The sequence below is a fragment of the Methylobacterium sp. AMS5 genome, from assembly GCF_001542815.1.
In the GTDB taxonomy this organism is placed as follows: domain Bacteria; phylum Pseudomonadota; class Alphaproteobacteria; order Rhizobiales; family Beijerinckiaceae; genus Methylobacterium.
Genome location: NZ_CP006992.1, coordinates 337,818 through 363,558 on the forward strand (window position 1 = coordinate 337,818; position 25,741 = coordinate 363,558).

The following is a 25,741-nucleotide window of genomic DNA, read 5'->3' on the forward strand; positions in this document are numbered from 1 at the left end:
GCCGCGAACTAGCAGCGTGACGGTGCAACCACAGGCGGCATCAAAGGCCGTCAAGACTTGTATTAGGACAAATTTCCTTTAGCCTCCCGTTTCGGTTCTGGTTCGGGTGGCACGATGTCAAAAGAACAAAACATGAACAATTTTGGTGGTCTCGGACGCGAGGCCGAACGCCTGCTGGCGGCGCTGGCGCCCGAGGGTGCCTACGCCTTCCCCGATCCGAGTGCGCCGGAAACGCTGATCGTGCGCTGCGGCGGACGCGGGGTGTCGTTGGGGGCCGGGCGTTTCCCGATACGGGCCGGCGACGCGCTGCTGGCGGCGGATCTCGCATCACGGGACGACGGGCGGCGCAACCGGCTGGTCATCGGGGCCGCCGGGCGCGCGCGTTTGCGGCGGGCGGAAATCGGCGGGCCGGACAGCTTTCGGATGCAGCATCTCGCCGTGGTCCGGGAAGGCACCGGCGATGGGGAACGCGTGCGCGACACGGCGGAGAGCCCGCTGGCCTGGATGGCACGCCGCCGCGGACGCGACGGAGAGCCGATGATCGATGCCGCCGCCTTCGCGGCGGGCGAGCGGCTGCGCCACGACCTCGCCTCGGCGCAGATGTTGCCGCAACTCTCGACCGATTGGACCGCCCCGCGCGTCGATGGCGGCGGCCCGCGCGATCCGAGTTCGGGTTCCGACCGGGTCATCGCCGCGCGCCAGCGAGTGGATCTCGCTTTGGCGGCGGTGGGCTCGGATCTCTCAGGGCTTCTGATCGACCTGTGCGGCTTTCTCAAAGGCATCGAGCGGATCGAGGCGGAGCGGCGCTGGCCGGCCCGATCCGCCAAGGTGGTGGCTCGGATCGCCCTCGGGCGGCTCGCCGAGCATTACGGCATCGCGCGCGAGGCGACGGGGCCGGAGCGGGCCCGCACCCGCGCTTGGCGCCTCAACACGGACCATCCGCCAGCCTCGTCCTGAGGTCCCTCGACCCGCCGCCGTCAGATCGCGGCGGGTCAGTTCAGCGTCCGAAGGCGGCCCGCATCCTTCCGGATGCGGTCCACCATCGCGCGCACGCCGTTCGAGCGCTTCGATGTGATGTGCGATCCGAAATCGAGACGCTTGAGCAGATCGAAGCCGTCGGCCTCGATCGCCTCGTCCGGCGTCTTCCCTTCGTAGAGCGCCAACATCAGCGCCACGAAGCCCTTCACGATGTGCGAATCGCTGTCCCCCTCGAGCTTCAGTGCCGGGCGGCCCGCATCGTCCTTCAGAGAGACGTCGATCCACACCTGGCTCTCGCAACCGGAGACGCGGTTGTCCTCGACCTTCGCCGCTTCCGGCATTTTCGGCATCAGCTTACCGAGCTCGATCACATACTCGTAGCGATCCATGGGGTCGTCGAGGATCTCGAAATTCTCGATGATGGTGTCGAGGTCGGGAAGCATGGCACTCGCGTTCAGGAGCGTCGGGACATCGAACCCGATATAGCGATCGCAAGCCGCGGCCGCGAGGCATCCGCCTGCGACGATCGCGTCAGCTCAGGGAGGGCGAAAGCGTCGGGGGCACGTAGGCACGGGCCTCGGGCAATTGCAGGTGAAGCGGGTCAGCCTGCGTCGCGGTGCCGCTGACCGCGATCTCGGCCTGCGCGGCATAGGCCGCGATGAGACGGGGGCCGAGTTTCGGCACCCCCTCGCGTCCCGCCGCAGCGGCCTCTCCGGCCCCGGACACGACCGAGAGGCGCACCGGCGTGCCGGCACCGGCATTGATGCGGATGGTGATGCCGCAGGTCACCGTCTCCGTCGTGGCATCGAGGCATTCCGCGACGACCTCGGCCACGATCATGCCGAGCGCATTGGCGGTGCGTGGCTCGACCAAGCTCGTCCCGTCTCCCTCGACCGTCACGCCGATCCGCCCGGCCCGGCGCAACTGTCCCAAGCCGGAGGCGAGCCGATGCAGATAGTCGCGCAGATCGATCGAGGCGATGTGCGGCGCTTCGTGCAAATGCTGCTGCACCAGCGCGATGGCACGTACCCGCTGGCCCAGGGCATCGAAGCTTCCGCGGCAGGCCTCGGGCGCGGCGCGGCCGTAGAGGCCGATCAGGCTCACCATCACCTGAAGGTTGTTGCGCACCCGGTGATAGATTTCTGCGAGCAACGTTTCCTTCTCGACCAGGGCGTGCTCGGCATGCTCCTCGGCGCTCTTCCGGTCGGTGATATCGAAGCACGAGCCGAGATAGCCGTGGAAGACGCCGTTCTCCTCAAGCGGGCGGCCGGTATCGAGCAGCCAGCGATAGGCTCCATCGTGACGGCGCAGCCGAAACTCCACGGTGAAGGGAAGGCGCGACTCGACGGCCTTCTCGACGGTTTCGGCGTGCCGCTTGAAATCGTCCGGATGCACGCCTTTGCGCCAGCCGTTAGCGATCTCCTCGGCGAGCGGGCGGCCGGTGAACTGAAGCCAGCACTCATTGTGATAGGTCGAGCGCCCCTTCTCATCCGTACGCCACATCATCAGCGGCACGTGGTCGGCGAACCGGCGAAAGCCGTCGCCGAGGTCAAACGGGGTGTCCGCCCCCTTAGTCCCCGAAAGGCCGCCCTGTGGCGTGTCAGCACCCATACCGCTCGTCTGTTCGCTCACCGCAGCCTGGAAACGACGGTCTCTTCGCGCCGGTCAACGTGTGCGGTGTTGGGCCGTTCCGGGCCTTCCACAAGTCTATGTGTCCTGTCGGTCGGAAAAGCCCTCGTTTCAAGCCACGGTCAGACCAAGCCTCACGAGAGCCCCATCATCTCAGAGATGCGCGCGGCGAGCCGTTCAACCGGAAACGGCTTGGTGATCATCTGCATGTCCGGATCGAGCGGCCCCCCGCCGAACGTCGCGTTCTCGGCGTATCCCGTCATGAACAGCACCCTCAGCTCGGGCCGCAGGGTGCGGGCGTGGTCTGCGAGTTGGCGCCCGTTGAGGCCGGGCAGGCCGACATCGGTGACCAGAAGATCGATCCGGGCGGATGAGCGCACGATCTCCAGGCCGGAGGGGCCGTCCGGTGCCTCGATCGCGCGGTAGCCGAGCTCGCGCAGCACTTCGATGACGAGGTCACGCACCACCGGCTCGTCCTCGACCACGAGGACCGTCTCGTTCCGCTCCGTGCGCGCCGGCTCGGGCGACGCGGCCAACGCGTGCTCGGACGGCAATGCGCCGTCGTAGCGGGGCAGGTAGATCGTCACCGTCGTCCCCCGGCCGGGCTCGGACGCGATCCGGGCATGCCCCTCCGATTGGCGGGCGAACCCGTAGATCATCGACAGGCCGAGACCGGTTCCCATGCCGAGGGGCTTCGTCGTGAAGAACGGCTCGAAGGCCCGGGCCGCGACCTCCGGCGGCATGCCGTGGCCCGTATCGGCGACGCGGATGCAGACATAAGCCCCTTCGCGGGCGCCCGAATGCAGGCTCAGATCGGCGGGTCCGAGAATGGCATTGCAGGTCTCGACCACGAGCCGGCCGCCCTCCGGCATGGCGTCGCGCGCGTTGATGGCCAGGTTGAGCACCGCGTTCTCGAGCTGGTGCGGATCGCAGAGCGTGAGCCAGAGGAACTCCGTCGCGACGATGTCGAGATGCACCTGCTCGGGGAGCGCGCGCCGCAGCATCTCCTCCATGCCGGCCAGCAGCGCATTCACATCGACGGGCTTCTGTTCGAGCGGCTGGCGCCGGGCGAACGCGAGCAGGCGATGGGTCAGCGACGCGGCACGGTGGGCCGAGGTGAGGGCCGCCCCGGCATAGCGCTCCAGGGTGTCGACGCGGCCCTGGGCGATGCGGGTCTGCATCAGGTCGAGCGAACCGATGATGCCCGTCAGGAGGTTGTTGAAGTCGTGGGCGATGCCGCCGGTCAACTGGCCGACCGCCTCCATCTTCTGCGCCTGCCGCAACTGCTCCTCGGCGAGGCGCTGGTCGGTGATGTCGCGCCCGACGATGTGGAAGCAGCCGCCCTCGGGCACCGCCGTCCACATCACCGTCCGGCGGCGCCCGTCCTTGCTGAGGATGCGATCGACGAAATCGGTGATCTGCTCGCTCCCGGCGAGCCGTGCCAGCACGGCGCCGGTGCCGGACCGGTCCTCGGGCTCAATGAAATCGAGGAACGGACGTTCGAGCAGCTCCCGCTCGCTCCAGCCGAGCAGGCGCCCCCAGGCCGGATTGACGCTGCGGAGGTGGCCGTCGAGGCCGGCCGTCCCCATCAGGTCGTTGGTGGTCTGCCAGAGGCGGTCGCGCTCGCGTGTGCGCTCGCCGACCTCGCGCTCCAGCATCGCTTCGATACGCTTGGCGTCCGAGATGTCGGTGACGAACAGGTAGGCCCCGTCGGTCGAGCCGTCCGGCATCGGTCGCGGCAGGTAGCGGATATCGGCGATGCGCGGGCTGCCGTCCCGGCGCGGCCAGGCCCGTTCGGACCGCACGTCGCGGCCGGCGCGGGCCCTCTCGAAGCGCCGTTGCGCCTCGGCGAGAGCGTCCGGCCCGATCAGCGCGGCGAGCGTCTGCCCGACCGCCTCCGCCGGAGGGACGCCGAACCAGTCGGCGCTGGCGGCATTGGCGAAGCGGCACACGCCGTCGGCATCGAACAGGGCAATGAGGACCGGCAGCGAATCGGCGATCAGACGCAGTTCACGGGCGTTCGCGCGCTCGGCCTGCTCGGCGCGGGCGCGCTCCGCAGCGTGGCCGACGCGCTGGGCGACATCCTCGACCAGCCCGATCTCCTCGGCACGCCAGACCCGCGGCTGCGGCTCGTGCAGGTAGAGGATCGCCCGTAAACGCCCCTCACGGATCAGCGGAACGACGACGAGAGACCGGCAGCCGATGGAATCCCACGTCGCCGCGTAACCGCGCCCGGCCCGCGGGTCGGCGTAGCAATCCTCTACCACGAGGGTAAGCCCGGCCCGCAGTTGCGCGATCACCGCCGGTCCGAACCCGTCGAGGATGCGCGGCGCGCCCGCGAGGCTCGGCACCGACGGGTCGCGGGTCCAGTCGTGCTCGACCCGCACGGTCTCGCCGGCCTCGTCGATCTCGCCGTAGCCGGCCCGCGCCACGCCGACATGGGCGCCGAGCGTCGCGGCCGCGGCCAGCGTCACCGCCTGCGGCTCGCCCGCCTCCCTCAGCCGGTCGTTCAGTCCGAGCAGGAAGGCTTGACGTTCTTCGGCGAGCTTACGGTCGTGGATATCGGTGCAGGTGCCGAACCAGCGCACGATCCGCTCATCCGCATCGCGGACCGGCTGTGCCCGGCCGAGCACCCAGCGGTAGAGGCCGGAGCGGTGCCGCAGGCGATACTCGATCTGGTAGTTTTCACCCGTGTCGAGGGCGTGCTGCCATGCCGCCCAGGCACGCTCACGATCCTCGGGATGGAACATGCCGTTCCAGGCCTCGCCGTCGGTCGTGCCGGCGGGGACGCCGGTGAACGCGTACCATCGCTCGTTATAGAAGTCGTGGTAGCCGTCGGGCCGCGTCGACCAGATCATCTGATCGACCGAGTTGATGATGCCGCGGAAGCGGTCCTGGCTGTCGCGGAGCGCCTGCTCGATGCGCTTGCGCTCGGTGATGTCGAAGCTGACGCCGGGGAAGTGGCGCGGCGTCCCGTCCTCGCCGAGGGTGCAGCGACCCTGCGCGGCGACCCAGCGGATGCTGCCATCCCCCTGGAGGAGGCGGTACTCCGCATCGAACTGCCCCCCCGTGCCGAGCACGGCCCCGATGCTCGCTCTCAGGCTTGGCAAGTCGTCGGGGTGCACCCGTGTAAAGAATGCGGCGATGGGTGCCCCGGCCGCCGCCATCGCCGGATCGACGCCGTAGAGCGCGGCAAAGCGCGGATCGGCGGTGACGCGATCGGTCGTCACGTCCCAGTCCCAGACGCCGACGCTGCCTCCGGCCGAGAGCGCCATCTCCAGGCGCTCGTCGCTGCGGCGGCGTGCGCGCTCGGCCAGCACCTCGGCCGTCGTTTCCGCCGTGACGCAGATCATGCCGTTGATCCGGCCCGCATCGTCGCGCACCGGCGAATAGGTGAAGCTCCACCAGCTTTGCTCGGGCACACCGTAGCGATCCATGAGGAGCGGCAGGTTGCGCTGGGCGACGCTTTGCCCGCGCAGAGCGGCATCGACCAAGGGGCCGATATCCTCCCACAGGTCGGCCCAGATCTCGCGAAAGCGCGCACCGAGTGCCCGGGGCAAGCGGTCGCCGAAGACCGGCCGGTAGGCGTCGTTGAAGAAGGAAATCCCCTCGGGCCCCCAAGCGAGGAACATCGCGGCCGGGCAGGCCAGCATCGTCGCCAGGGTCGTGCGGAGGGAAACCGGCCAGTCTTCCAGCGGCCCGAGCGGCGTGTCCGACCAGGGATGCGCCAGGATCTCTCGGCCCGTCTGCCCGCCCTCGTCAAGGAAGCGCAGGGACGCCGGCAGGCCCTCGCCAGCGACGAATCGGCTCATCGAACGACCCTCCACCGGCTTTGGACCCGATCCGGAGCGCGGGCGGGCACGGCGGCTGCGGATCGATGGGACAGCGAGGACGCCTTCGCGGATATGTCCGTTGCGGCGGGCCGATTCATGGACGGCTTGTGATGGCGGTGCTCCGAATCATTGCGACGGATCACTGCGGATCGCGTCGAGACGAGCTCGATGAACGTTCGATCGGAAACGGACACGTGGCAGGCGGTCCCGGCATGATGGACATGAAATACAACAAATGCGGTATTCGTTGCATTGCCGAAGATGGAACCTGCATCATCCCGCACGAAACTCAGTCCTTTTTTGCATCGCAATAAGTTCGATCGATCGTAATCAGCCGTTCGGCTCATGAAATGTCGTCGAGGTGCTTGCCTCATGGGGCGAGACGTGCATTCTACCCCTCGTCCGTATCAGACTCAGCGAGAGAGCCCAGTTCGGCCCGATATGCCGTTCATGGCGTCGAGGAGCGACCGCCCCCGGAAGCTTCGAGGCACAATCCCGCAAGGGTTGGACGATCTGGAGGGTGGCGCTCCGGCACCGCTCCGAAGGACCTTCCAAGCCGGCCGAGGCGCCGGGAGGTCCCCAGGAACCCATGACAGAGGGGGGCACGAAGTGCTGGCAGCGGGCATTTCGAATGCTCGGACGTCGTGGGGAGCCTGATGAACACGGACGATTTCGCCTACGATTTCGACGCGCCCGATTCCGACTGGAACCATGAGCCGTCGCGGGCCGATCTGTTCCGGCAGATCGACGCACCACTCTATACCACCGATTCCAACGGCTGGCTGACCTACTACAACGAAGCTGCCGCACAGCTCTGGGGGTTCCGCCCCGTGATCGGCAAGGCACGCTGGTGTGGGGCTTGGCGGCTGTTCGAGGCGGACGGCGCACCGCTGCCGCACGACCTGTCGCCGATGGCGATCACCCTCAGAGGCGCGCGCGCGGTGCGCGGCATCCAGATCGGCCTCGAACGGCCGGATGGGAGCCGGATGGCCTTCATGCCTTACCCGACGGCGTTGCGCGACGAGACGGGCACCGTGGTGGGGGGATGCAGCATATTCCTCGCCGTGGAGCGTTCGAGCCTGCGCGTCCCGCTCCGTGGGGCGCTCCAGGGCCGGCCGACGCTTCGTACCGCCCAACTTGCGGGCATGCACAGATGTTCGGCGTGAGGTTGCCGCGCCCGTCCCGGCGATCCACCTCGTTCCGGCGGAGCGATCCGCAGGATGTCTCGCCGGATCGCCTTGCCGCCTGAGAAACTTGCCGCCTGAGAAACAGGAGGAAGCCATGTCGGTCGATACCAGCTGGAGCCTCGACGCGGTCCAGAGCCTGCGCAGCATGGCCCGCGAGGGCGTACCGGTCTCCGTCATCAGCCTTCGGCTGAAGCGGCCGGTCGATGCGGTCTGCGCCAAGCTCGCCGAACTCGGCATCACGCCCAAGCTCGAGGCTTGACCGGACGGGCGCCGGGGCATCGAGCCCAGGCGCCCACCCGCCGGACCTACCAGGTTCCGGTATTCTCCATGGAGGCCCACGGCTCCTGCGGCGGCTTCGCTCCGCCCTTCTGCAGGATCTCGATGGAAATGCCGTCGGGCGAGCGGACGAAGGCCATGTACCCGTCGCGCGGCGGCCGGTTGATGGTCACGCCCGCATCCTTCAGCCGCTGGCAGAAGGCGTAGATGTCATCGACCTGATAGGCGAGGTGCCCGAAGTTGCGCCCGCCGGAATAAGTCTCCGGATCCCAATTGTAAGTCAGCTCGATCAGCGGCGACTTCGTCGCCTCCGCCCGCTCGACATCCCCCGGAGCGGCGAGGAAGACGAGGGTGAAACGGCCCTTCTCGTTCTCGACCCGCCGGACCTCCTTGAGCCCGAAGGAATCGACGTAGAAGGCGAGCGAGCGGTCGAGGTCCGCCACGCGAACCATCGTGTGCAGGTATTCCATGGCCACACCGGATGATGACAGGGATGGCCGGCTATCTGGCCCGGCGCACACGCCCGTCAACGGGGGGCGGCCGATCAGGACCCGGCGCGGCCTGTGAGCCAGCGGCGGCGCAATGGCCGTTCGACCGCCGCCGCCCGCCGGATTCACGCGGACCGCCGGCGAATAACATAGATTTGATAAAGCGCCTCGCTTGTTGCAATTGATCGATACGGTCGCCTTCGCTAAAGATTACTGCTGGTAATTTTATCAGATTACATTTAAAATGACATTGATAAATATAAGAAAGTCGTCCGAAACTGATTTTTCGCGCATCCATATTGTGGCGCCAGAGAGCTTTCACTTCCGAAAATTGCATCGGGAAAGTGTCGATTCGTCCCCTCCTGCGATGATGGTCCGATCAGACGCGCGGCTACCGGGAGACGGCGCATGAGGGCCGGCTCGGTCATCCCGGGGGTCGGCGAGGTCGGACACGCGATGCCCGAGCAGATCCTTGCCCATCCCGATTTTGCCGCGGCGCGCCGCGTCTTCGTCTTGGAACATGCCAAGGTCTACGAAGCCGGCATGTTTCCCGCCCAGTTCGGCGCCGACGCCGGGCGGGTGACCACCCTCGCCATCATCGTCTGCCAGCATGCCGCTTACGATCCGGCGGACAGGGCGACGTGGCCGACGCTGAGCCTGCTCAAGGAGACGGTCGCCCGTTTCGGCTTCGCCAGCCCGAGGCTGATCGACAGCTTCGTCGCGCGCCTCGTGCAGACCGACTATCTCGAACTCCGGCAGCAGCCGGGGGACAGCCGCGTGCGCCTCCTGTTTCCGACCGAGCGACTCCTGGCCTGGGATCGCGAGTGGAAGGCCGCCCACTACGCACCGCTCCAGGTTCTCTACCCCGATCCGGGTTTCGAGCCAGCGCGGCGGCGCGACTTGGGATTCCAGGCGGCCCACGCCCGATCCGCCATCGCGGCCTTCGACGCGATCATCGCCATGATGTGGAGCAACCTTGAGATCATCGTCTTTCTCAGCAGCACGAGCGCGCTGATCATCCTGCTGACGCTCTCGGAGATGGGCGGCAGCGACCCGGAAAGCCGCATCCGCGGATCGGATCTCGTCCATCTCGCGCCGCGCTTCGCCGTCTCCCGCAGCCATGTGCGCAACATTCTAACCGTTGCGCAGGAGCGGAATTTCCTCGTCCGCTCGGGGCCGCGCAACGCCTACATCCACCTCACTCCCCACTGGGTCGCCGCGTTCGACCGTTTCATCGCGGGCAGCCTGGCGCAGAGCGACCTGACCTACCGGCTCGCTCTTCGGCATCAGGCAAGACAGGCGGTCCCGGCGGCCTGATCGATCCGTGACGGATTCCGCTCGGCAGGGATCGCCTCTAGAAGACGGGACGCTTTTCCCGACGGCGAGCCCAGACCGATGCGCACCGAGACGCCCACGACCGTTCGCCTCGAAGACTACCGCCCGAGCGATCACCTGATCGACCGGGTCGAACTCGACGTGCACCTCGATCCGCACGACACCCGCGTGACCGCAACCCTGGCGCTGCGCCCGAACCCGGCGGGCCGTGCGGGCGCCCCCCTCGTTCTCGACGGCGACGACCTCACGCTCCTGGCGCTCGAACTCGACGGGCAGGCGCTGGCGCCGGACGCCGTCCGGGCCGATGCCTCGGGCCTGACGCTGCACAGGCCGCCGCAGCGTCCGTTCACCCTGCGGATCGAGACCCGGCTCGACCCGACCGCCAACACCCGGCTGATGGGCCTCTACCGCTCCAACGGCGTCTACTGCACCCAGTGCGAGGCCGACGGCTTCAGGCGGATCACCTACTTCCTCGACCGGCCCGACGTGCTGTCGGTCTACACCACCCGCATCGAGGCGCAGCGGGAGGCTGCCCCGATCCTGCTCGGCAACGGCAATCCGGTCGAGGCGGGCGCGGTGCCGGGGACGGACCGGCATTACGCGGTGTGGCACGACCCGCTGCCCAAACCCGCCTACCTGTTCGCCCTGGTGGGCGGGCGGCTCGACCGGGTGGCCAAGCCCTTCACCACCGTGGAGGGCCGCGCGGTCGAGATCGCGGTCTATGTCGAGCCGGGAAAGGCGGACCGCGCCGCCTACGCGCTGGACGCCGTGGAACGCTCCATGGCCTGGGACGAGACGGCGTTCGGCCGCGCCTACGACCTCGACGTGTTCAACGTCGTGGCCGTGTCTGACTTCAACATGGGGGCGATGGAGAACAAGGGCCTCAACATCTTCAACGACAAATACGTCCTCGCCAGCCCGGAGACCGCGACCGACGGCGACTACGCGGCAATCGAGGCGATCATCGCCCACGAGTACTTCCACAACTGGTCGGGCAACCGCGTCACCTGCCGCGACTGGTTCCAGCTCTGCCTCAAGGAGGGCCTCACCGTCTTCCGCGACCAGGAATTCTCCTCCGACATGCGCTCGCGCGCCGTCCACCGGATCGCCGAGGTGCGGAACCTGCGCGCCCGCCAGTTTCCGGAGGATGCCGGGCCGCTCGCCCACCCGGTGCGGCCGAAGCAATATGCCGAGATCAACAACTTCTATACGGCGACCGTCTACGAGAAGGGGGCCGAGATCGTGCGGATGCTGCGCACGCTGATCGGCGAGACCGCGTTCCGCGCCGGCATGGACCGCTACTTCGCCGACAACGACGGGACGGCCGCCACCGTCGAGGACTTCCTCGATGCCTTCGCGGCGGTGACGGGCCGCGACCTCTCGCGCTTCGCCGAATGGTACGAGCGGCCGGGCACGCCGCGGGTCGCCGTCTCCGGTACCTACGACCCCGCGGCCCGGACCTACCGCCTCGCCTTCCGCCAGACGCGCCCCGGCGCCGGGGCGGATGCGCCGCCCCTCGTCATCCCGATCGGCCTCGGCCTCGTCGGCCCGGATGGCCCGCTCGATGGCCCCTGCGCCGAGCGGGTCGAGGACGGCGTGTTCGTGCTCGAGACCGCCGAGGATGCCGTGATCTTCAAGAATGTCGCCGCGGAACCCGTGCCCTCGCTGTTTCGCGCGTTCTCCGCCCCGGTCCGCGTCGAGAGCACCCTCGGCGACGACGCGCGCCTGATCCTGCTGCGCCACGACCCCGACAGCTTCAACCGTTGGGAGGCAGCCCAGCGCATCGCCCTCGGGCTCATGACGGAGCAGGTGCGCGGCGAGACGGCCGGGGATGCGGGCGCCGACGACTTCGTCATCGCGCTCGGCGCGTTCCTCGATGCGGAGGGCCTGCGCGACCCGGCCTTCGCCGCACAGGTTCTGGCCCTGCCGAGCGAGGGCGACCTCGCCGACGAGATCGGAACGGAGATCGATCCGGACGCGATCTCTTCCGCGCGCCGCCATCTGCGCCGCCGCCTCGGCACGGGCCTGCGGGACCGACTCCTGAGCCTCCGCGCGGCTCTGGCCGAGCCGGAGGGTACCCCGTTCTCGCCCGACGCGGCCGCAGCCGGGCGGCGGGCCCTGCGCAACGCCGCCCTCGACCTGATCGCCGCCGCCGACCCGGAGGCCGGCACGGTTCTGGCGCAGGCGCAGATCGCGCGGGCGACAAACATGACCGACCGCCTCGCCGGGCTTGCCACCCTCGCGCTCTTGCCGGGCGAGGCGCGGGAGGCGGCGCTGTCCGCCTTTGCCGAGCGCTACGCGAGCGAGCCGCTGGTGCTCGACAAGTGGTTCGCGATCCAGGCGATGATCCCCGAGGACGGGACGGTGGCGCGCATCCGCCGCCTTCAGAGCCACCCGGCCTTTGCCCATACGAACCCGAATCGGGTGCGCTCCCTCGTCGGCAGCTTCAGCCTCGCCAACCCGACCCAGTTCAACCGCGCGGACGGGGCCGGCTACGCCCTCGTGGCCGAGACCGTGCTGGCGCTCGACGGCACAAACCCGCAGGTCGCTGCACGCCTGATGACCGCCTTCGGCCCCTGGCGGCGGCTGGAACCGGTGCGCCGGGCAGCGGCCGAGACGGCCCTGCGTCGCATCGCGGCCACGCCCGGACTTTCTCGTGATGTGACCGATATCGGGACGCGGAGCTTGGCCGGCTAGTTAAGGGTCTGTTGAGGAAAGCGTTTCGGCACCGTGCGGCCGTCGCCGGCCGCGCGGTGTCAATTCTCCACCCCAAAATCGGCGTGGACAAACGCCGGCCCGCGATGTCCATTGTGAATACGATTCGAAGCAGCCGACGCGGCTCAGGCCAAGGCGCAGTTTCCAAACAGTGCAGAGGTGTCGATATGTCGGGGGCGGTGTCCGCGTCCCTGTCCGCGCGCGTACGCGCGGACACGATCCTCGGGATCCAACGTACGACCGGCACTGCCCAGGCCCGCCTCATCCGGGCGGAGACGTGGCTTCGCTACGCGCTTCCGGCTCTGCTCGTCGTCTTCATGCTCACGCTGCTGGGCGTGGCGGCTCTGCAGATGCGCGGGCGCCACGATGAGGCGATGCGCGTGGCCACCCGCGAGGTCGAAGCCTTCGCGCGCCTCGCCGCGCTCGCCTTGTCGAACGCGTCGTCCGCCACCGAGACGCGGCTCGAGCGCGTGCTGCCGGTCCATCTTCTGCCAGCCGGCCGCGAAGTTCTGGTGATCGGCCCCGGCGGCCGGATTCGCGCCGCCTATCCCGCACCCGCCCCGGCCGAAACCTTCGCCGGGTATCTCGCCGAGGGCGAGCCCATCGCCATCCTCGGCGAGAGCGCCGGGGCGATGACGGTGAATCTCCAGGCCGGCGGTCAGGCGGTCGTCGCGGCCCGCCGCCTGTCCGACGGGATGGGCGAAGTCGCGGTCGTCCAGAGGTTCGAGCCGCTGGCCGACAACTGGTGGCGGATGTTCGGCCACCACGCGGTCTCACTCTCGGCCATCGGCCTGGTGCTGGCGGGCATGGCCACCGCCTACATCCTGCAGACGCAGCGGGCGCAGGCGGCGGACGAGGTCTGCGATCTCGTCAAGCAGCGCCTCGACACGGCGCTCGGCCGCGGCCGCTGCGGCCTCTGGGATTGGGACATCGCCCGCGGCACGATCTTCTGGTCCGACTCGATGTACGCCCTTCTCGGCTACACGCCGGAAAAGGATCTTCTCTCCTTCGGCGACGTGAACGCCCTGCTGCACGCCGAGGACGGCGACCTCTACAGCCTCGCCCGCCACCTCGCCGCGAGCCACGCGACCGTCGATCACGAGTTCCGCATCCGCGACGCGTCCGGCGGGTGGATCTGGCTGCGCACCCGCGCGGAGATCGTCGAGGATGCGGTCGACGGCAGCCGCCATCTCGTCGGCATCGCCATGGATGTCACCGAGCAACGCCGCCTCGCCGAGTTCACCGCCACCGCCGACATGCGCCTGCGCGACGCGGTGGAGGCGGTCTCCGAAGCCTTCGTGCTGTGGGACGCCAGCAACCGGCTGGTGCTCTGCAACTCGAAGTTCCGCGACCTGCACGCGCTGGCCAGCGAGGATGCGGTGCCCGGCCGCCGCTACGACGAGATCATGGGACGGGGCGCCCTCCCCCCCGTGCGCCGGGGCATTCCGGGTTCGGAACGCGGCCCGTCGCGCACCTTCGAGGTGGAACTGACGGACGGACGCTGGCTCCAGGTCAGCGAGCGGCGGACCAAGGACGGCGGTTACGTTTCGGTCGGAACCGACATCACGAGCCTCAAGCGCCACCAGGAGCAGCTCGTCACGTCGGAACGCGAGTTGATCGAGACGGTCAAGGATCTCAAGCGGTCCCGTCGCACCCTGGAAACCCAGACGCAGCAGCTCGCCGACCTCGCCGAGCGTCATCTCGACCAGAAGGCCCGCGCCGAGATCGCCAATCAGGCCAAGTCCGAGTTCCTGGCCAATATGAGCCACGAGCTGCGCACGCCGCTCAACGCCATCATGGGCTTTGCCGAGCTGATGGAGAGCGAGGTCTACGGATCGCTCGGCTCACCCCGCTACGCCGATTATTGCCGCGACATCCAGCAGAGCGGCACCTACCTGCTCTCGGTCATCGACGACATCCTCCATATGTCGCGCATCGAGGCGAAGCGGGTGAAGCTCGTGCGCCGCGACATCAACCTCGGCACGGCCCTCGCCTCCGCGTTGACGTTGGTGGCCAAGGAGGCAGCGAGCAAATCCGTCTCCATCGATCTCGAACTCGCCGGCACCCTGCACGTGCTGGCCGACGAACGGGCGCTCCAGCAGATCTTGCTCAACATCATCCAGAACGCGGTGAAGTTCACCCCGGAGCGGGGGCGCGTCGCCCTGCGCGGGCGCTCCTGCAACAGCTTCGTCCACCTGTTCATCGCTGATACCGGCATCGGCATCCCGAAGACGGCGATCTCCAAGCTCGGCCGGCCGTTCGAGCAGGTCGAGACCAACCTGACTCGCAGCTACAAGGGCTCCGGCCTCGGCCTCGCCATCGCCCGCTCCACCGCGGAGCTGCATGGCGGGTCGCTGCGCATCCGCTCCGAGGAAGGGATCGGCACCCTCGTGCTGGTACGCCTGCCGATGCCGACGCCCGAGCGCCTCGCCGAGGTCGCACGGGAGGCCGAGCGGGACACGCTGGCGGCGATCGGCGAAATGGCCGGCATGACCCGGGCCGAAGGCGGCCGAATCGCGGCCCTCTGAGGATCAGCCCGGCGGGTGCGTCGCGATCCCGTGATGGGCGATGTCGATGCGACGCCTCACCCCGAACTCGCCGATGGCCCGCAGATCGGCCGGCTCCACGCCGGACCGTAATCGTCCGGTCGTCGTCATGGCGGAGGGTCTGCTTCGAGGGATTTGGCCCGTCCTTGGCACCTTTTCCCTGCTCGTAAGACAAAAGGGCGTCGGCCGGGCGTGGCGCAGCCGTGTTGCCACGCCCGGTCCGGCGAAGAGTCCGACCCGCCCTGCTCAAACGGAAGCCTCCATGCCCGCACCGTCCACCATCGACCTCATCGGCGCACCGATCGAGATCGGAACGAGCGAGCCCGGGGCCGTGATGGGTCCGGCGGCCCTGCGCACCGCCGGATTGCTGCGGGTGATTCGGGATCTGGGCTTCACGGTCCGCGACCAGGGCGATCTCGCTCCCGATTGCACGCCGGGCCAGCGCGACCTGCCGGCGATCCGCGCCTGGATGACCGAGATCTCGCGGGCGGTGGAAACGGCCCTGGACGGCGGAAGCCTGCCGCTCGTGGCAGGCGGCGACCACAGTCTGTCGCTCGGCTCGATCGATGGCGCGCTACGCCATTGCGGCCGCAGCGGGCGGCCGGTCTTCGTGCTGTGGCTCGACGCCCATGCCGACTTCAACACCTTGGAGACATCGCCCTCCGGCAACGTGCACGGCATGCCGCTGGCCGCCCTGTGCGGCGAGCCCGGTTTCGACGACCTCTTCGACGGTGGCGAACGCCCGCTGCTCGATCCGCGGCGCATTCACCTGTTCGGCCTGCGCTCGATCGATGCCGGCGAGCGGGCCATCGTCGCGCAGCGGCAGGTGAACGTCATCGATATGCGGACCATCGACGAGTTCGGCGTGGTCGCGCCGCTGCGCCGCATCCTCGATCGGGTCGCGGCCGCGAACGGCCACCTGCATGTCAGCTTCGACGTTGACTTCCTCGACCCTGCCATCGCGCCGGGCGTCGGCACGACGGTGCCGGGCGGGGCAACGTTCCGCGAGGCGCATCTCATCATGGAGATGCTGTGCGATTCGGAGCTGGTCGGCTCCCTGGACGTGGTGGAGCTGAACCCCTTTCTCGACGAGCGCGGGCGCAGCGCCCGGGCGCTCGTCGAGCTGGTGGCGAGCCTGTTCGGCCGCCGCATCATCGACCGGCCGACCGAGCCGCCGCTGGAGGCGTGACCGGCCTCAGCCGATCCTCTCATGCCGATTCGGCGTCAGCCGATTTCCTCATGCCAAGTACGGCCGTCGCGCTCGATCAGCGCGATCGAGGCGGTCGGTCCCCAGCTTCCGGCGGCGTAGGGGCGCGGCGGGTCTGGACGGTCGGCCCAGGCCTTGAGCAAGGTGTCGGCCCAGGCCCAGGCCACCTCCACCTCGTCGCGGCGCATGAACAGGGTGGCGTTGCCGCGCACCACGTCCATCAGCAAGCGCTCGTAGGCGTCGGGGTAGCGCTGCTTGAACGTCTCCTCGAACGAGATGTCGAGATTGGTCGGGCGCAGGCGCATGCCGCCGGGACCCGGATCCTTGGTCATCACTTCGAGCTTCATCCCCTCCTCCGGCTGGAGCCGGATGACGAGGCGGTTCGGCTCGCGCCCGAAGGCGTCCGTCGGAAAGATCGAGAAGGGCGAGGCGCGGAACTGCACCACGATCTCGGACAATTTCTTCGGCAGGCGCTTGCCGGTGCGAACGTAGAACGGCACCCCCGCCCAGCGCCCGCTGCGCACTTCGAGCTTGAGGGCGACGAAGGTCTCGGTGCGGCTCGCGGCACTGTTGCCGAGGTCGGTGTGGTAGCCCTCCACCGGCCTGCCGCTGACGGCGCCCGCCACGTACTGCCCCCGCACGGTCACGCTCTGCACGTCGGCGGCGGTGATGGGTTTGAGGGCGCGCAGCACCTTCAGCTTCTCGTCCCGCACGGAGTTCGCGTCGAGCGAGATCGGGCTCTCCATCGCCGTGAGGCAGAGGAGCTGGAGGATATGGTTCTGCACCATGTCGCGCAGCGCACCGGAGGTGTCGTAGTAGCCGCCGCGCCCCTCGACGCCGACCGTCTCGCCCACCGTGATCTGCACGTGGTCGATCACGTCGGCGTTCCAGAGCCGCTCGAAGATCGTGTTGGCAAAGCGCAGGGCCAGCAGGTTCTGCACCGTCTCCTTGCCGAGATAGTGGTCGATGCGGAAGATTTGGCTCTCGGGAAACACCGCGCCGACGGCGTCGTTGATGGCGCGGGCCGATTTCAGGTCCTTGCCGATCGGCTTTTCGAGCACGACGCGGCTGTTCTCACCGATCAGCCCGTAACGGTCGAGGCTGCGGCAGATCGAGCCGTAGAGATCGGGCGAGGTGGCGAGATAGTAGGGCCGGATCCGGTCGGGGCGTTCGTCGAGCAGGCTCTTGAGGTCGTCCCAGCCCTCATCGCCCAGGGCATCGACCGCCACGTAGAACAGGTGATCGAGGAAGCCGGCGAGGCGCGCATCGTCGATCTCGGCCGGCGGCACGAAGCTCTTCAGGGCATCGCGGGCGTGCTCCCGGAACTCCTCCACACTCATGTGGCTGCGCGAGGCGCCGATGATGCGGCTCGTCTCGGGGATCTGAGCGTCGCGATAGCGTTGATAGAGGGCTGGCAGGAGCTTGCGCTGCGTCAGGTCGCCGGTCGCGCCGAACACGACGTAATCGAAGGGCGAGACGGGGATGATGGTGGCCAAGCGCGGCTCCCATGTTTCGCGCAGGATTGTTTCGCGCGGGATTCGAAGTGCCGGTCGGCGGCAGAAACGGCTCCTGCGGCCCCGCGGCTCGCACCCGAGAGGTTGCCGAAGCTCGGAAGCCTCCGGCACGGTGGGTTATCGGTTCATGGCGACGCCTTGCAAGGGCGCTGCCGAACAAACGAGCCGAGACCTTTGAACCGGAGGGTCACCGCCACGGGTGCGTCTCTCCGGGTCCGCAGAAGCGCGCCCCCCAACGCCCGCTCGTAGCGCCATCGTCTCACCCGGGCGAGAGGCGGCTGCGGCGCGTGCCGATGGAGCTGTAATTCGGGTTCGACTTCGAAGCCGGCTCGTCGGCCGGTGGCTTCTTCTCTTCGGCGACCGGCAGCTTGGCGATGCGCTCGATGCGCACGCCTGCGTAATTGCCCTGCCGCCATGCGAGATTGACCCTCAGCACGAAATCCCGGCCGATAATTCTGATCATGAACGAGGCCGGCAATTCATACGCCGCGGGCACGCCGAGTTTGGCCCCGGATTTTGAGATATCCTTGACGTTGCAGGGGATCTCGGTGCCGTCGAACAGCCGGATGAGCGCGATCCAGTTCGTGGACGTCCGCTCCTCACGCCGCGCGATAAGCGCCGCTTCGTCGTCGGTTGTCAGCTCGAAGGGGAGATCGGCGATCTGGGTCTGGGAATCCGGCATGGGGCCCCATGGCATAAGGCTTCTTGAAGCCGACCATACAGGCAAAGTGTTGATGCAACATTTGCACCGCGACAGACCTCCGCCGACGGCCCGCATTTCGCTGCGCCAAAACCCGACATCCATCGAGGACGCACAGCGCCCGACACCATGCGCACCACGAATGCTGCCGGCCACCGCATGTGCGGCCAAGCTGGCGAAGGAATTCGGAATGAAATCGATTTTATGTTCGGCGGCCGCAGCCGCACTGCAGAACAAGTCGGCTCTTCTTGCAGCGCAACAAAAATATTGTCCAACGCGAAGCTCGAAGCGGCTTGCAAGACATGAACAACCGATTAACCTGCCCCCATCGTAACGCGTTCGAAGTTGACCCCTGGCAGGGAGAGGTCCCATGTCCGAGCTCATTCGCGTGAAACCGACTCATGACGGCACCTACACCGTCTATCGCGGGTCGATGGCCCTGGTCTCGGGCCTGACGAGGCTGCAGGCCGAGCGCTACGAGGCGAGCATCGCTCACCGGCAGCGCGCGTTCTCACCCCTCCTCGGCGCCTGAAGCGCTCGAGCGCCGTCTCAAGGGCGCGGCTCCGGTGACGGGGTCCGCGCCCTTCGCATGACGGGTCGAATCGGCTCGATCAGCCGGGGCCGGTTTCCGACGCGATCCAGGCCGCCGTGTCCGGGTCGGCTCCCGAGACCGGTAGATGCAGGATGATCGGAGTTTCGTAGGGGTGACGCCGCTTCAGTTCCGCCGCCAGGGCGTCGGCCCGGCCCTCTCGAGTCTTGAAGATCGCGACGACCTCCGTGCCGCGCTCGACCGCGCCTTTCCAGGCATAGACCGACTGCATCCCCGGGATCACGTTCACACAGGCCGCGAGGCGGGCGCGCACGAGGGCTTCCCCGACGTCGAGCGCGGTCGGGGCATCGGGAAAGGTCGTGTAGACGAGGAGCGGTCGCTCCATGCTATGGCTCTCCCTCGGCAGGCCGGCGCCCGTTCGCGGGTGGTCGGCTCGAACCCCGAGTGAGACCGGCTCGGCCTCTTCCCGTCAACAGGGCTGACAGCACGGATGCCGCGTCGCTTTTCACGGATCGCCTTCGTGGCGAGCCCCACGGCCGATGCGCGGGAGGCGGCGGACCTGCTGATGCGCCGCTACGACCACGTCTCGCCCGAGGAGGCGGATGTCGTCGTCGCGCTCGGCGGCGATGGCCTGATGCTTCAGGTGCTGCACCGCTTCATGGACGCGCCCAAGCCGATCTACGGCATGAACCGCGGCACGGTCGGCTTCCTGATGAACGAGTTCCGGGAAGAAGGCCTGCTCGAACGGCTGGAGGCGACCAAGCGTTCGACGATCCACCCGATGACGATGATCGCCACCGACACCGAGGGGAACAGCCACACGGCGCGGGCGATCAACGAGGTCTACATGCTGCGCCAGACCCACCAGACTGCGAAGCTGCGGGTCTCGGTGGATGACCATGTGCGCCTGCCGGAACTCATCGCCGACGGCATCCTCGCCGCCACGCCCGCGGGTTCGACTGCCTACAACCTCTCGGTCGGCGGCCCGATCCTGCCGCTCAACGCGCATCTCCTGGCGCTGACGCCGATCTCGGCCTTCCGGCCCCGGCGCTGGCGTGGCGCGTTGCTGCCGAACCACGCGCGCATCCGCATCGACGTCATCGACGCCGAACACCGCCCCGTGGCGGCGGTGGCCGACCACACCGAGTTCCGCCGGGTCTGCACCGTGGAGACATGGCTCGACCACGCCACCGATCTCGTGCTGCTGCACGACCCCGGCCACAGCCTGGAAGAGCGCATTCTGCGCGAGCAGTTCGGTTGATTCGCTTTCGACGCCGCATGTCCTTCGAGGGACCAGGGTCGGCGTCCGGTCAGAAGTCGCTGGCGAGGCCCTTCACTTCCCAGTCCTCGTAGCGGACAGGCTCCAGGCCGCCGCGTCCCAGCGTTTCGGGCCGCTCGGCGATCTTGGCCGCGCGGGCGTCAATCGCCGCCCGCCGCTCAGCCGCTTCCGCCAGCGCGCGCTGTGCCGCCGGGGAAAGGGCGCGCGAGGCCGCGTCCTTCTCCTTGGCATTCGCCTGCGTCATGCCGATCTCCTTCATTGCTTGCATCCCTCGCCGACAGATGTGACTGCGTCGGCTCCGGGGCGAGACCCCGCCGATCCCTTTTAGACCAGAACGGCCCTTTACGCGTGGCACCGCCCCCCAACCGCCGCCCGCCGCCCCCCTTCGACCCGTCGGTTCCCGGCCTCGCGGCGCGCCACGCGGCGCGGGAAGCGGTGGCGACCCTGCTCGGGCCCGCCCGCGGCCTCGCGCTCGAGGACGCGCTCGCCCAGGCCGCCCGCGGGGCGGGGTTGGATGCCGGGGAAGCCGCGCTTGCTCGGGCAATCGCCACGGCGAGCTTCCGCCGCCTCGGCTTCATCCGGGCGGCGCTCGCCGCCCGCCTGCGGGACGGCTTGCCGGAAGACCGGCCCCACCTTCTCGCCTTGCTCGTAACGGGTGCGGCGCAGATCCTCGATCTGGCGGTGGCCGACCACGCCGCCGTCGATCTCTCGGTGCGCCTCGCGAAAGCCGATCCGCAACTCCAGCACCTCGTGCCCCTCGTCAACGCCGTTCTGCGCCGGATCGCACGCGAGCGAGACGCGATCCGGGAGCAGGAGAGCGATCCGCTCGCCCACAACACCCCGGACTGGCTCGCCCGGCGCTGGCGGGCCGCCTATGGCGAGGAGGCCGCGCGCCGGATCGCCGTCGCGCATCTCGAAGGCGCGGCCGTCGATCTCACGGTTCCGAACGATCCCGAGACCTGGGCCGAACGGCTCGGGGGAATCCGGCTCGATCTCGGATCGGTACGGCTCGCCGAGGTGCGGCAGGCGGTGGCCGAGCTTCCCGGCTACGCGGAGGGCGCATGGTGGGTGCAGGATGCCGCCGCCGCGCTGCCGGTGCGGCTGCTGGCGCCTGTCTCGGGCGAGCGCGTCGTCGATCTCTGCGCGGCGCCCGGCGGCAAGACGGCCCAGATGGCTGCCGCAGGCGCGGTGGTCACGGCGGTGGACCGTTCGGCCGTGCGGCTCGAACGCCTCGGGCGGAACCTCGAACGCCTCGGTCTTTCCGCCGAGGTGGTCACCGCCGATGCCCTCGCCTTGCCGGAGGACGCGCCCTTCGACGCGGTGCTGCTCGATGCGCCCTGCTCGGCGACCGGCACCATCCGCCGCCATCCCGATGTCGTCTGGACGAAGAGCGAGGCGGACGTGATCCGCTTGGCCGGCCTGCAACGCCGCCTGCTCGACAAGGCCGCGCGGCTGACGCGCCCCGGCGGTCGCCTGGTCTACTGCACCTGCTCCCTTGAGCCCGAGGAAGGCAGCGCGCAGGTCACGGCGTTCCTGGCCCGCAATCCGGACTTCGAGCGGATCGCGATCACGCCCGACCGGTTGTCCGGCCATGCCGAGCTGATCGACGCATCGGGCGATCTGCGCACCTTACCGAGTCACGTCGTGGGCGGCACCGGGCGGGCGGGTGGCCTCGACGGGTTCTTCGCGAGCCTTCTGAGGCGGCGCGATTGAACCCGGACGTGTGATCCTGTGATCCGGTCCTCCCGTGGTCCGGGCTCAGGCGCGGCTCAGCCGCAATAGGCCCCTAGGCCGGCGCCGACCGTGGCGAGACCCGTCACGAGCGAGAGCCCGCCGGCCATCTCCATCCGGGCCGTCCAGCCGGGAAAGCGCGGCGCCTGTCCGGCGAGAGCGAGGCCGCAGGTCAGGCTGACCAGGCTGAGCAGTGCAATCATTCCTTGTCCCGATCGAGCGACCAGCGCGGCGCCGGTCCAGCCGTCCTCAACACGGCCTTCGATGGCGTTAACGCGCCTGCCGCGCTGCCGGGCATCCCCGCTACCCCCGTTCTCCACAGGTTAGCCGAACCCCCTGGGAAAACGACGCGCCGACAAGGCGGATTCGGCGCCCCGAGGTTGCATAACCTTTGTTACACAATCCCCGTTAACCATTCGTTCAAGTGGGTAAACAAAGCCTTAGCGCGACCCATCGGATTGCGTTAAGTTTTTCCTGCACAACGAACTTCCCTCCCGTTTCGGCGGCTCCATGTCTCACGTGTCCAGCTTCTGGGTGCGCTCTCCTCTCATGCTTGCAGGCGCAGCAGGCTTCCTGATTTTCGGGACGGGGGCGGCCAGCGCCCACGTCAAATGGTTTTGTGCGTTCGATGTCGCCGGGCAGCCCCGGGGCCTCGAGCAGGTCCTCTGCACCGACTTCGAGCTTCTCACCGGATTGGCGCTCGTCTGCCTGATGGCCGGCTGTCTCATGGAGGGCACGCCGCTCGGCACCGCGCTCCTCAACGCGCTGGACCGCGTGACTGCCTTCGCTCGGGTCAACAGCGGCCTGATCGTGCGGGCGGTGGTCGGCTTCTTCCTCGTCTCGCTTTGGAACCTCGGCGGCATCATCCTGACGCCGGAGCTGAAGACCGATGTCGCCTGGATCCCGTGGCTCCAGCTCGCCATGGCCGCCGGGCTCCTCTGGAAGCGCACCCTCCCCTTCACCGCCGCCGGCATCGTGTTCCTCTTCGGCTTCGCCGTCTGGAACTACGGCGTCTTCCACCTTGCCGATTATCCGGTGTTCCTCGGCGTGGCCGCCTTCCTCGCCCTGACCGCCCTGGACCGCGACCTGTTCGGCCAGCGCCCGATCGACGTGGTACGCATCGCCGCCGCGATCACCCTGATGTGGGCCTCGGTCGAGAAGTGGGCCTACCCGCACTGGACCGACCCGCTCATTGCCGCCAAGCCGGCCATGACGATGGGCGCCTCGCCGGAACTCTTCATGCAGGCCGCCGGCATCATCGAGTTCACGCTGGCCTTCGCCCTGATCTGGACGCCCCTGGTGCGCCGCGCCTCGGCGATCATCCTGACGGCGGTCTTCATCTCGGCCATCTTCGAATTCGGCAAGATCGACGCCATCGGGCACTCGGGCATCATCGCGGTCCTGATCGCCATCGCCGCCGACGACGCCCGGGTCCCCGCCACCCGCCGGGACGTCATTCTGACGCCGGTCTATTATGCCAGTGCGCTGATGCTGTTCCTCGGCGTCTACTACTTCGCGCACGAAGCCCTCTTCGGCGACGGCTACAGGATCGGCGCGAGCATGACGGGGCTTCCGGTGATCTGATCCGACGCGGAACCCGATTACGACGCTCGGGGGCGCCCCTTGAACAAGGGGGTGCCCCCCAACCGTTCGAGAGCGGCGGCATTCACCATCGACGAGGGGAGCAGCCCGTCCCAGTCGCGCCAAAATGGTTTGCGAAAGATTTCCGGCAGGCTGGATTCACGTTTCGATAAGTTTAGCCGGGCCGTCGCCCCCTTCATCTAGACACTGAAGCGGGAAATCGGCGATCAGTTCGAAATGGCGAAAGAAGCATTTCGTTAAATACGCGCCGATGCATTTCCTCTGGACCGTTGCCGTTTAACCCGATGGCAAGCCGCCACCGCCGAAAGTCGGATCTCGAGATCGACGCGGCATCGGACGGGATGGCATGAGACATCGTGAACAGACCGACGCGACGGAGCGGGATCGCACGGACGGCACCCACCTTCTCCCGAAGGCCGCCTCGTTCGGCGACCGTCCCCTCCGTGGGCTCGACTTCGCCTCGCAGGATTGCCTCGGCCTCTCGACCCACCCGGACATCGTGGCCACCGCCGCCGACACCCTGCGCCGCTTCGGCGTGCGCAGCGTCTGCGCCGCGGCCGAGGCCGGTGATTCGGTGGCGTTGGAGCGCCGGATCGCCGACTTCCTTCAGATGGAGGAGGCTCTGCTCTGCGCGACCGGCCGTGCCGCGGCCCGCACCGTCATCCGCGGCCTCGTGCGCTCGACGGACCACGTGGTGATCGATGCCGCCATCCGGAGCGGCCTCCGGGAGAGTGCCGAGGCCGCCACCGCAAACCTCCACCCGTTCCGCCATCTCGATGCCGGGCATTGCCGCGCCCGGCTCCGGGCCATCCGGGCGCGCGACGCCGAGAACGGTATCCTCGTCGTGACCGAGAGCCTGTCGCCGCTCGATTCCGGCACGCCGGACCTCGCCGCCCTGCGCACGCTCTGTGACGAGTACGGCGCAACTCTCCTCGTCGACGTCACCCAAGATCTGGGCTGTCTCGGCGAGGACGGGCGCGGCCATCTCGGCCTTCAGGACATGTTGGGCAAGGCCGATCTGGTGACCGGCAGCTTCTCGAAGAGCTTCGCCTCGAACGGCGGCTTCGTCGCCGCCCGCACCCGCGCGGTCACGGCCTGTCTGCGGGCCGCCGAGGCCGAAGCGCAGGCCCTCTCGCCGATTCAGATCGCGGTGATCCTCAAGGCGTTCGCCATCCTCGACGAGGCCGACGGGTGTGAACGCCGCGCCCGGCTGATGCGCAACGTGCTGAACCTGCGTACGGCCCTGCGGGAGCGGGCGCTGACCGTCTGCGGCGAGCCCTGCACCAGCGTCTCCGTCGCGATCGGCTCCGGCGAACTCGCCCGCCTTGCCGCACCGCGCCTGATCGAACTCGGCCTGCTGGTCGATCTCACCGCGTCAGCCGAGGCCAGCCGCCTGCGGATGCACGTCACCGCCGAGCATTCCGATGCGGAGATCGCACGAGCCGCCCTCGGCGTCGCCGAGGCGCTGGACCGGGCGCGCGCCGACCTCGCCGAGCGCTCGCGCCGGCCGAGCCTGCGCGTCGCCGCTTAGTGTCTCTCAAAAAATTCCCGCTGCGCCGTCATCGCCAGAGAAAGAACGGCCAGAGATCGGAAGTCTTGTGAGGTACGCTACGCCCCGGCCCCGGTCGAACGGCGCCGGGAACGCCGTCCCCCGAAACCGGCCACCAAGGCTTCGGGACGGTAATCATCAGAGAATCATCCCACGGGCGTCGGCTTCGCTCTCGACGGCATCGAGCAGCGCACGGGACGCGATCAGGCGGCGATCGATCATCGGGTCGGTGAGCCGGTCGATCCAGAGCGGCCACGTCGCACGCGCCGCCGAGGTGCGATCTTCAAGATCGCTGCGGACGGCCCGCAGATAGGGCGCCGCGCCGGGACCGAGTCTGTCCAGGGTGACGCACAGGTCGCGGCGGAACTCGTGCGAGATTCGGGCGAGCCCGGCATGGGCGGTCTCGTAGGCACCGATCAGGGCATGGGCGTGCCCGACCGCCTCCTGGGGATACATCGTGCGGAACATGGGGTGTGTCTCGCAGGGCCCGTCCAAGCGAGGGCCTTTGGATCAATGCGCGGAAATGAACCCGGTTCTGGTCGCGACATCGATAATGTTCGAGGGCGCAGGCCAAGCTCGACCGTGATCGGGCACGTGATTCCGTGGTCGAGCTTGGCTTTTC

22 protein-coding genes are annotated in these 25,741 nt (G+C 68.4%); 12 read left to right on the forward strand and 10 right to left on the reverse strand.

Annotated features, from left to right (window positions below; translation table 11 throughout):
• The first annotated feature begins 132 nt into the window (after positions 1-132).
• Positions 133-957 (forward strand): DUF6456 domain-containing protein, encoded by an 825-nt coding sequence (locus Y590_RS01575; protein ID WP_245517492.1) that lies wholly within the window; start codon positions 133-135, stop codon positions 955-957.
• Between the two features lie 35 nt (positions 958-992).
• Here Y590_RS01575 and Y590_RS01580 read toward each other — a convergent pair whose 3' ends face one another.
• The 3 genes from Y590_RS01580 to Y590_RS01590 all read right to left on the reverse strand — a co-directional run bounded on the left by Y590_RS01580 (position 993) and on the right by Y590_RS01590 (position 6,419).
• Positions 993-1,421, reverse strand: coding sequence for a SufE family protein (locus Y590_RS01580; RefSeq protein ID WP_060768349.1), 429 nt, complete (start codon positions 1,419-1,421; stop codon positions 993-995).
• Positions 1,422-1,509: 88 nt separating this feature from the next.
• A complete protein-coding gene (locus tag Y590_RS01585) occupies positions 1,510-2,589 on the reverse strand; it encodes a sensor histidine kinase (protein ID WP_060768350.1) in 1,080 nt (359 codons plus the stop codon).
• Positions 2,590-2,741: 152 nt separating this feature from the next.
• Positions 2,742-6,419: a PAS domain S-box protein gene (locus Y590_RS01590; RefSeq protein WP_060768351.1), complete on the reverse strand. Its 3,678-nt coding sequence runs from the start codon at positions 6,417-6,419 to the stop codon at positions 2,742-2,744.
• Between the two features lie 677 nt (positions 6,420-7,096).
• Between Y590_RS01590 and Y590_RS01595 the strand changes: the two genes are divergently transcribed.
• On the forward strand, positions 7,097-7,606 hold the full coding sequence (locus Y590_RS01595; RefSeq protein WP_060768352.1) for a hypothetical protein: 510 nt from the start codon (positions 7,097-7,099) through the stop codon (positions 7,604-7,606).
• Positions 7,607-7,721: 115 nt separating this feature from the next.
• On the forward strand, positions 7,722-7,886 hold the full coding sequence (locus Y590_RS26915) for a hypothetical protein (RefSeq protein WP_201026761.1): 165 nt from the start codon (positions 7,722-7,724) through the stop codon (positions 7,884-7,886).
• A 46-nt stretch (positions 7,887-7,932) separates the two neighbouring features.
• On the opposite strand, the gene Y590_RS01600 is transcribed toward Y590_RS26915, so the two are convergent.
• Positions 7,933-8,373 (reverse strand): VOC family protein, encoded by a 441-nt coding sequence (locus tag Y590_RS01600; RefSeq protein ID WP_060768353.1) that lies wholly within the window; start codon positions 8,371-8,373, stop codon positions 7,933-7,935.
• Positions 8,374-8,799: 426 nt separating this feature from the next.
• Between Y590_RS01600 and Y590_RS01605 the strand changes: the two genes are divergently transcribed.
• From Y590_RS01605 to rocF, 4 genes are all read left to right on the forward strand, one after another.
• Positions 8,800-9,708 carry a hypothetical protein gene (locus Y590_RS01605; protein WP_060768354.1) on the forward strand — a complete coding sequence of 303 codons (909 nt, stop codon included), beginning with the start codon at positions 8,800-8,802 and terminating at the stop codon, positions 9,706-9,708.
• A 78-nt stretch (positions 9,709-9,786) separates the two neighbouring features.
• Entirely contained in the window at positions 9,787-12,423 is a 2,637-nt protein-coding gene (gene pepN / locus Y590_RS01610; RefSeq protein WP_060768355.1) for an aminopeptidase N, read from the forward strand.
• Positions 12,424-12,608: 185 nt separating this feature from the next.
• Positions 12,609-14,969 carry a PAS domain-containing sensor histidine kinase gene (locus Y590_RS01615; RefSeq protein ID WP_060768356.1) on the forward strand — a complete coding sequence of 787 codons (2,361 nt, stop codon included), beginning with the start codon at positions 12,609-12,611 and terminating at the stop codon, positions 14,967-14,969.
• 280 nt (positions 14,970-15,249) lie between these two features.
• Positions 15,250-16,176: an arginase gene (gene rocF / locus Y590_RS01620; RefSeq protein ID WP_060768357.1), complete on the forward strand. Its 927-nt coding sequence runs from the start codon at positions 15,250-15,252 to the stop codon at positions 16,174-16,176.
• 35 nt (positions 16,177-16,211) lie between these two features.
• Here rocF and zwf read toward each other — a convergent pair whose 3' ends face one another.
• Together zwf and Y590_RS27165 are read right to left on the reverse strand one after the other, a co-directional pair.
• Positions 16,212-17,690: a glucose-6-phosphate dehydrogenase gene (gene zwf / locus Y590_RS01625; protein ID WP_060768358.1), complete on the reverse strand. Its 1,479-nt coding sequence runs from the start codon at positions 17,688-17,690 to the stop codon at positions 16,212-16,214.
• A 277-nt stretch (positions 17,691-17,967) separates the two neighbouring features.
• Positions 17,968-18,645, reverse strand: coding sequence for a PilZ domain-containing protein (locus tag Y590_RS27165; protein ID WP_286161833.1), 678 nt, complete (start codon positions 18,643-18,645; stop codon positions 17,968-17,970).
• A 133-nt stretch (positions 18,646-18,778) separates the two neighbouring features.
• Here Y590_RS27165 and Y590_RS26920 point away from each other — a divergent pair, with 133 nt between their 5' ends.
• Complete coding sequence (locus Y590_RS26920) at positions 18,779-18,940, forward strand: hypothetical protein (protein ID WP_193763183.1); 162 nt, start codon at positions 18,779-18,781, stop codon at positions 18,938-18,940.
• 79 nt (positions 18,941-19,019) lie between these two features.
• Here the strand turns inward: Y590_RS26920 and cutA are convergent, their stop codons facing one another.
• Complete coding sequence (gene cutA, locus Y590_RS01635) at positions 19,020-19,343, reverse strand: divalent-cation tolerance protein CutA (RefSeq protein WP_060768360.1); 324 nt, start codon at positions 19,341-19,343, stop codon at positions 19,020-19,022.
• Between the two features lie 105 nt (positions 19,344-19,448).
• Between cutA and Y590_RS01640 the strand changes: the two genes are divergently transcribed.
• Positions 19,449-20,219, forward strand: coding sequence for an NAD kinase (locus Y590_RS01640; protein WP_003604954.1), 771 nt, complete (start codon positions 19,449-19,451; stop codon positions 20,217-20,219).
• Positions 20,220-20,268: 49 nt separating this feature from the next.
• Here the strand turns inward: Y590_RS01640 and Y590_RS01645 are convergent, their stop codons facing one another.
• Entirely contained in the window at positions 20,269-20,496 is a 228-nt protein-coding gene (locus tag Y590_RS01645) for a DUF1674 domain-containing protein (RefSeq protein WP_060768361.1), read from the reverse strand.
• Positions 20,497-20,585: 89 nt separating this feature from the next.
• Here Y590_RS01645 and Y590_RS01650 point away from each other — a divergent pair, with 89 nt between their 5' ends.
• Positions 20,586-21,950, forward strand: coding sequence for an RsmB/NOP family class I SAM-dependent RNA methyltransferase (locus tag Y590_RS01650; RefSeq protein WP_060768362.1), 1,365 nt, complete (start codon positions 20,586-20,588; stop codon positions 21,948-21,950).
• 56 nt (positions 21,951-22,006) lie between these two features.
• Here the strand turns inward: Y590_RS01650 and Y590_RS26925 are convergent, their stop codons facing one another.
• Positions 22,007-22,171, reverse strand: coding sequence for a hypothetical protein (locus tag Y590_RS26925; RefSeq protein ID WP_193763184.1), 165 nt, complete (start codon positions 22,169-22,171; stop codon positions 22,007-22,009).
• A gap of 307 nt (positions 22,172-22,478) precedes the next feature.
• Here Y590_RS26925 and Y590_RS01655 point away from each other — a divergent pair, with 307 nt between their 5' ends.
• Both Y590_RS01655 and Y590_RS01660 read left to right on the forward strand, forming a co-directional pair.
• Positions 22,479-23,552, forward strand: a complete 1,074-nt coding sequence (locus Y590_RS01655; RefSeq protein ID WP_502689491.1) for a hypothetical protein — start codon at positions 22,479-22,481, stop codon at positions 23,550-23,552.
• Between the two features lie 364 nt (positions 23,553-23,916).
• A complete protein-coding gene (locus Y590_RS01660) occupies positions 23,917-25,101 on the forward strand; it encodes an aminotransferase class I/II-fold pyridoxal phosphate-dependent enzyme (RefSeq protein WP_060768363.1) in 1,185 nt (394 codons plus the stop codon).
• Between the two features lie 156 nt (positions 25,102-25,257).
• Here Y590_RS01660 and Y590_RS01665 read toward each other — a convergent pair whose 3' ends face one another.
• Entirely contained in the window at positions 25,258-25,587 is a 330-nt protein-coding gene (locus tag Y590_RS01665) for a hypothetical protein (RefSeq protein ID WP_060768364.1), read from the reverse strand.
• Positions 25,588-25,741 lie beyond the last annotated feature (154 nt).

What these genes read in the sequence shown, in the direction of transcription:
- Y590_RS01575 (WP_245517492.1), top strand. Translation starts at nt 133, where the DNA reads ATGAACAATTTTGGTGGTCTCGGACGCGAGGCCGAACGCCTGCTGGCG.
- Y590_RS01580 (WP_060768349.1), bottom strand. Translation starts at nt 1,421, where the DNA reads ATGCTTCCCGACCTCGACACCATCATCGAGAATTTCGAGATCCTCGAC.
- Y590_RS01585 (WP_060768350.1), bottom strand. Translation starts at nt 2,589, where the DNA reads ATGGGTGCTGACACGCCACAGGGCGGCCTTTCGGGGACTAAGGGGGCG.
- Y590_RS01590 (WP_060768351.1), bottom strand. Translation starts at nt 6,419, where the DNA reads ATGAGCCGATTCGTCGCTGGCGAGGGCCTGCCGGCGTCCCTGCGCTTC.
- Y590_RS01595 (WP_060768352.1), top strand. Translation starts at nt 7,097, where the DNA reads ATGAACACGGACGATTTCGCCTACGATTTCGACGCGCCCGATTCCGAC.
- Y590_RS26915 (WP_201026761.1), top strand. Translation starts at nt 7,722, where the DNA reads ATGTCGGTCGATACCAGCTGGAGCCTCGACGCGGTCCAGAGCCTGCGC.
- Y590_RS01600 (WP_060768353.1), bottom strand. Translation starts at nt 8,373, where the DNA reads ATGGAATACCTGCACACGATGGTTCGCGTGGCGGACCTCGACCGCTCG.
- Y590_RS01605 (WP_060768354.1), top strand. Translation starts at nt 8,800, where the DNA reads ATGAGGGCCGGCTCGGTCATCCCGGGGGTCGGCGAGGTCGGACACGCG.
- pepN (WP_060768355.1), top strand. Translation starts at nt 9,787, where the DNA reads ATGCGCACCGAGACGCCCACGACCGTTCGCCTCGAAGACTACCGCCCG.
- Y590_RS01615 (WP_060768356.1), top strand. Translation starts at nt 12,609, where the DNA reads ATGTCGGGGGCGGTGTCCGCGTCCCTGTCCGCGCGCGTACGCGCGGAC.
- rocF (WP_060768357.1), top strand. Translation starts at nt 15,250, where the DNA reads ATGCCCGCACCGTCCACCATCGACCTCATCGGCGCACCGATCGAGATC.
- Y590_RS26920 (WP_193763183.1), top strand. Translation starts at nt 18,779, where the DNA reads ATGTCCGAGCTCATTCGCGTGAAACCGACTCATGACGGCACCTACACC.
- cutA (WP_060768360.1), bottom strand. Translation starts at nt 19,343, where the DNA reads ATGGAGCGACCGCTCCTCGTCTACACGACCTTTCCCGATGCCCCGACC.
- Y590_RS01640 (WP_003604954.1), top strand. Translation starts at nt 19,449, where the DNA reads ATGCCGCGTCGCTTTTCACGGATCGCCTTCGTGGCGAGCCCCACGGCC.
- Y590_RS01645 (WP_060768361.1), bottom strand. Translation starts at nt 20,496, where the DNA reads ATGAAGGAGATCGGCATGACGCAGGCGAATGCCAAGGAGAAGGACGCG.
- Y590_RS26925 (WP_193763184.1), bottom strand. Translation starts at nt 22,171, where the DNA reads ATGATTGCACTGCTCAGCCTGGTCAGCCTGACCTGCGGCCTCGCTCTC.
- Y590_RS01655 (WP_502689491.1), top strand. Translation starts at nt 22,479, where the DNA reads ATGTCTCACGTGTCCAGCTTCTGGGTGCGCTCTCCTCTCATGCTTGCA.
- Y590_RS01660 (WP_060768363.1), top strand. Translation starts at nt 23,917, where the DNA reads ATGAGACATCGTGAACAGACCGACGCGACGGAGCGGGATCGCACGGAC.
- Y590_RS01665 (WP_060768364.1), bottom strand. Translation starts at nt 25,587, where the DNA reads ATGTTCCGCACGATGTATCCCCAGGAGGCGGTCGGGCACGCCCATGCC.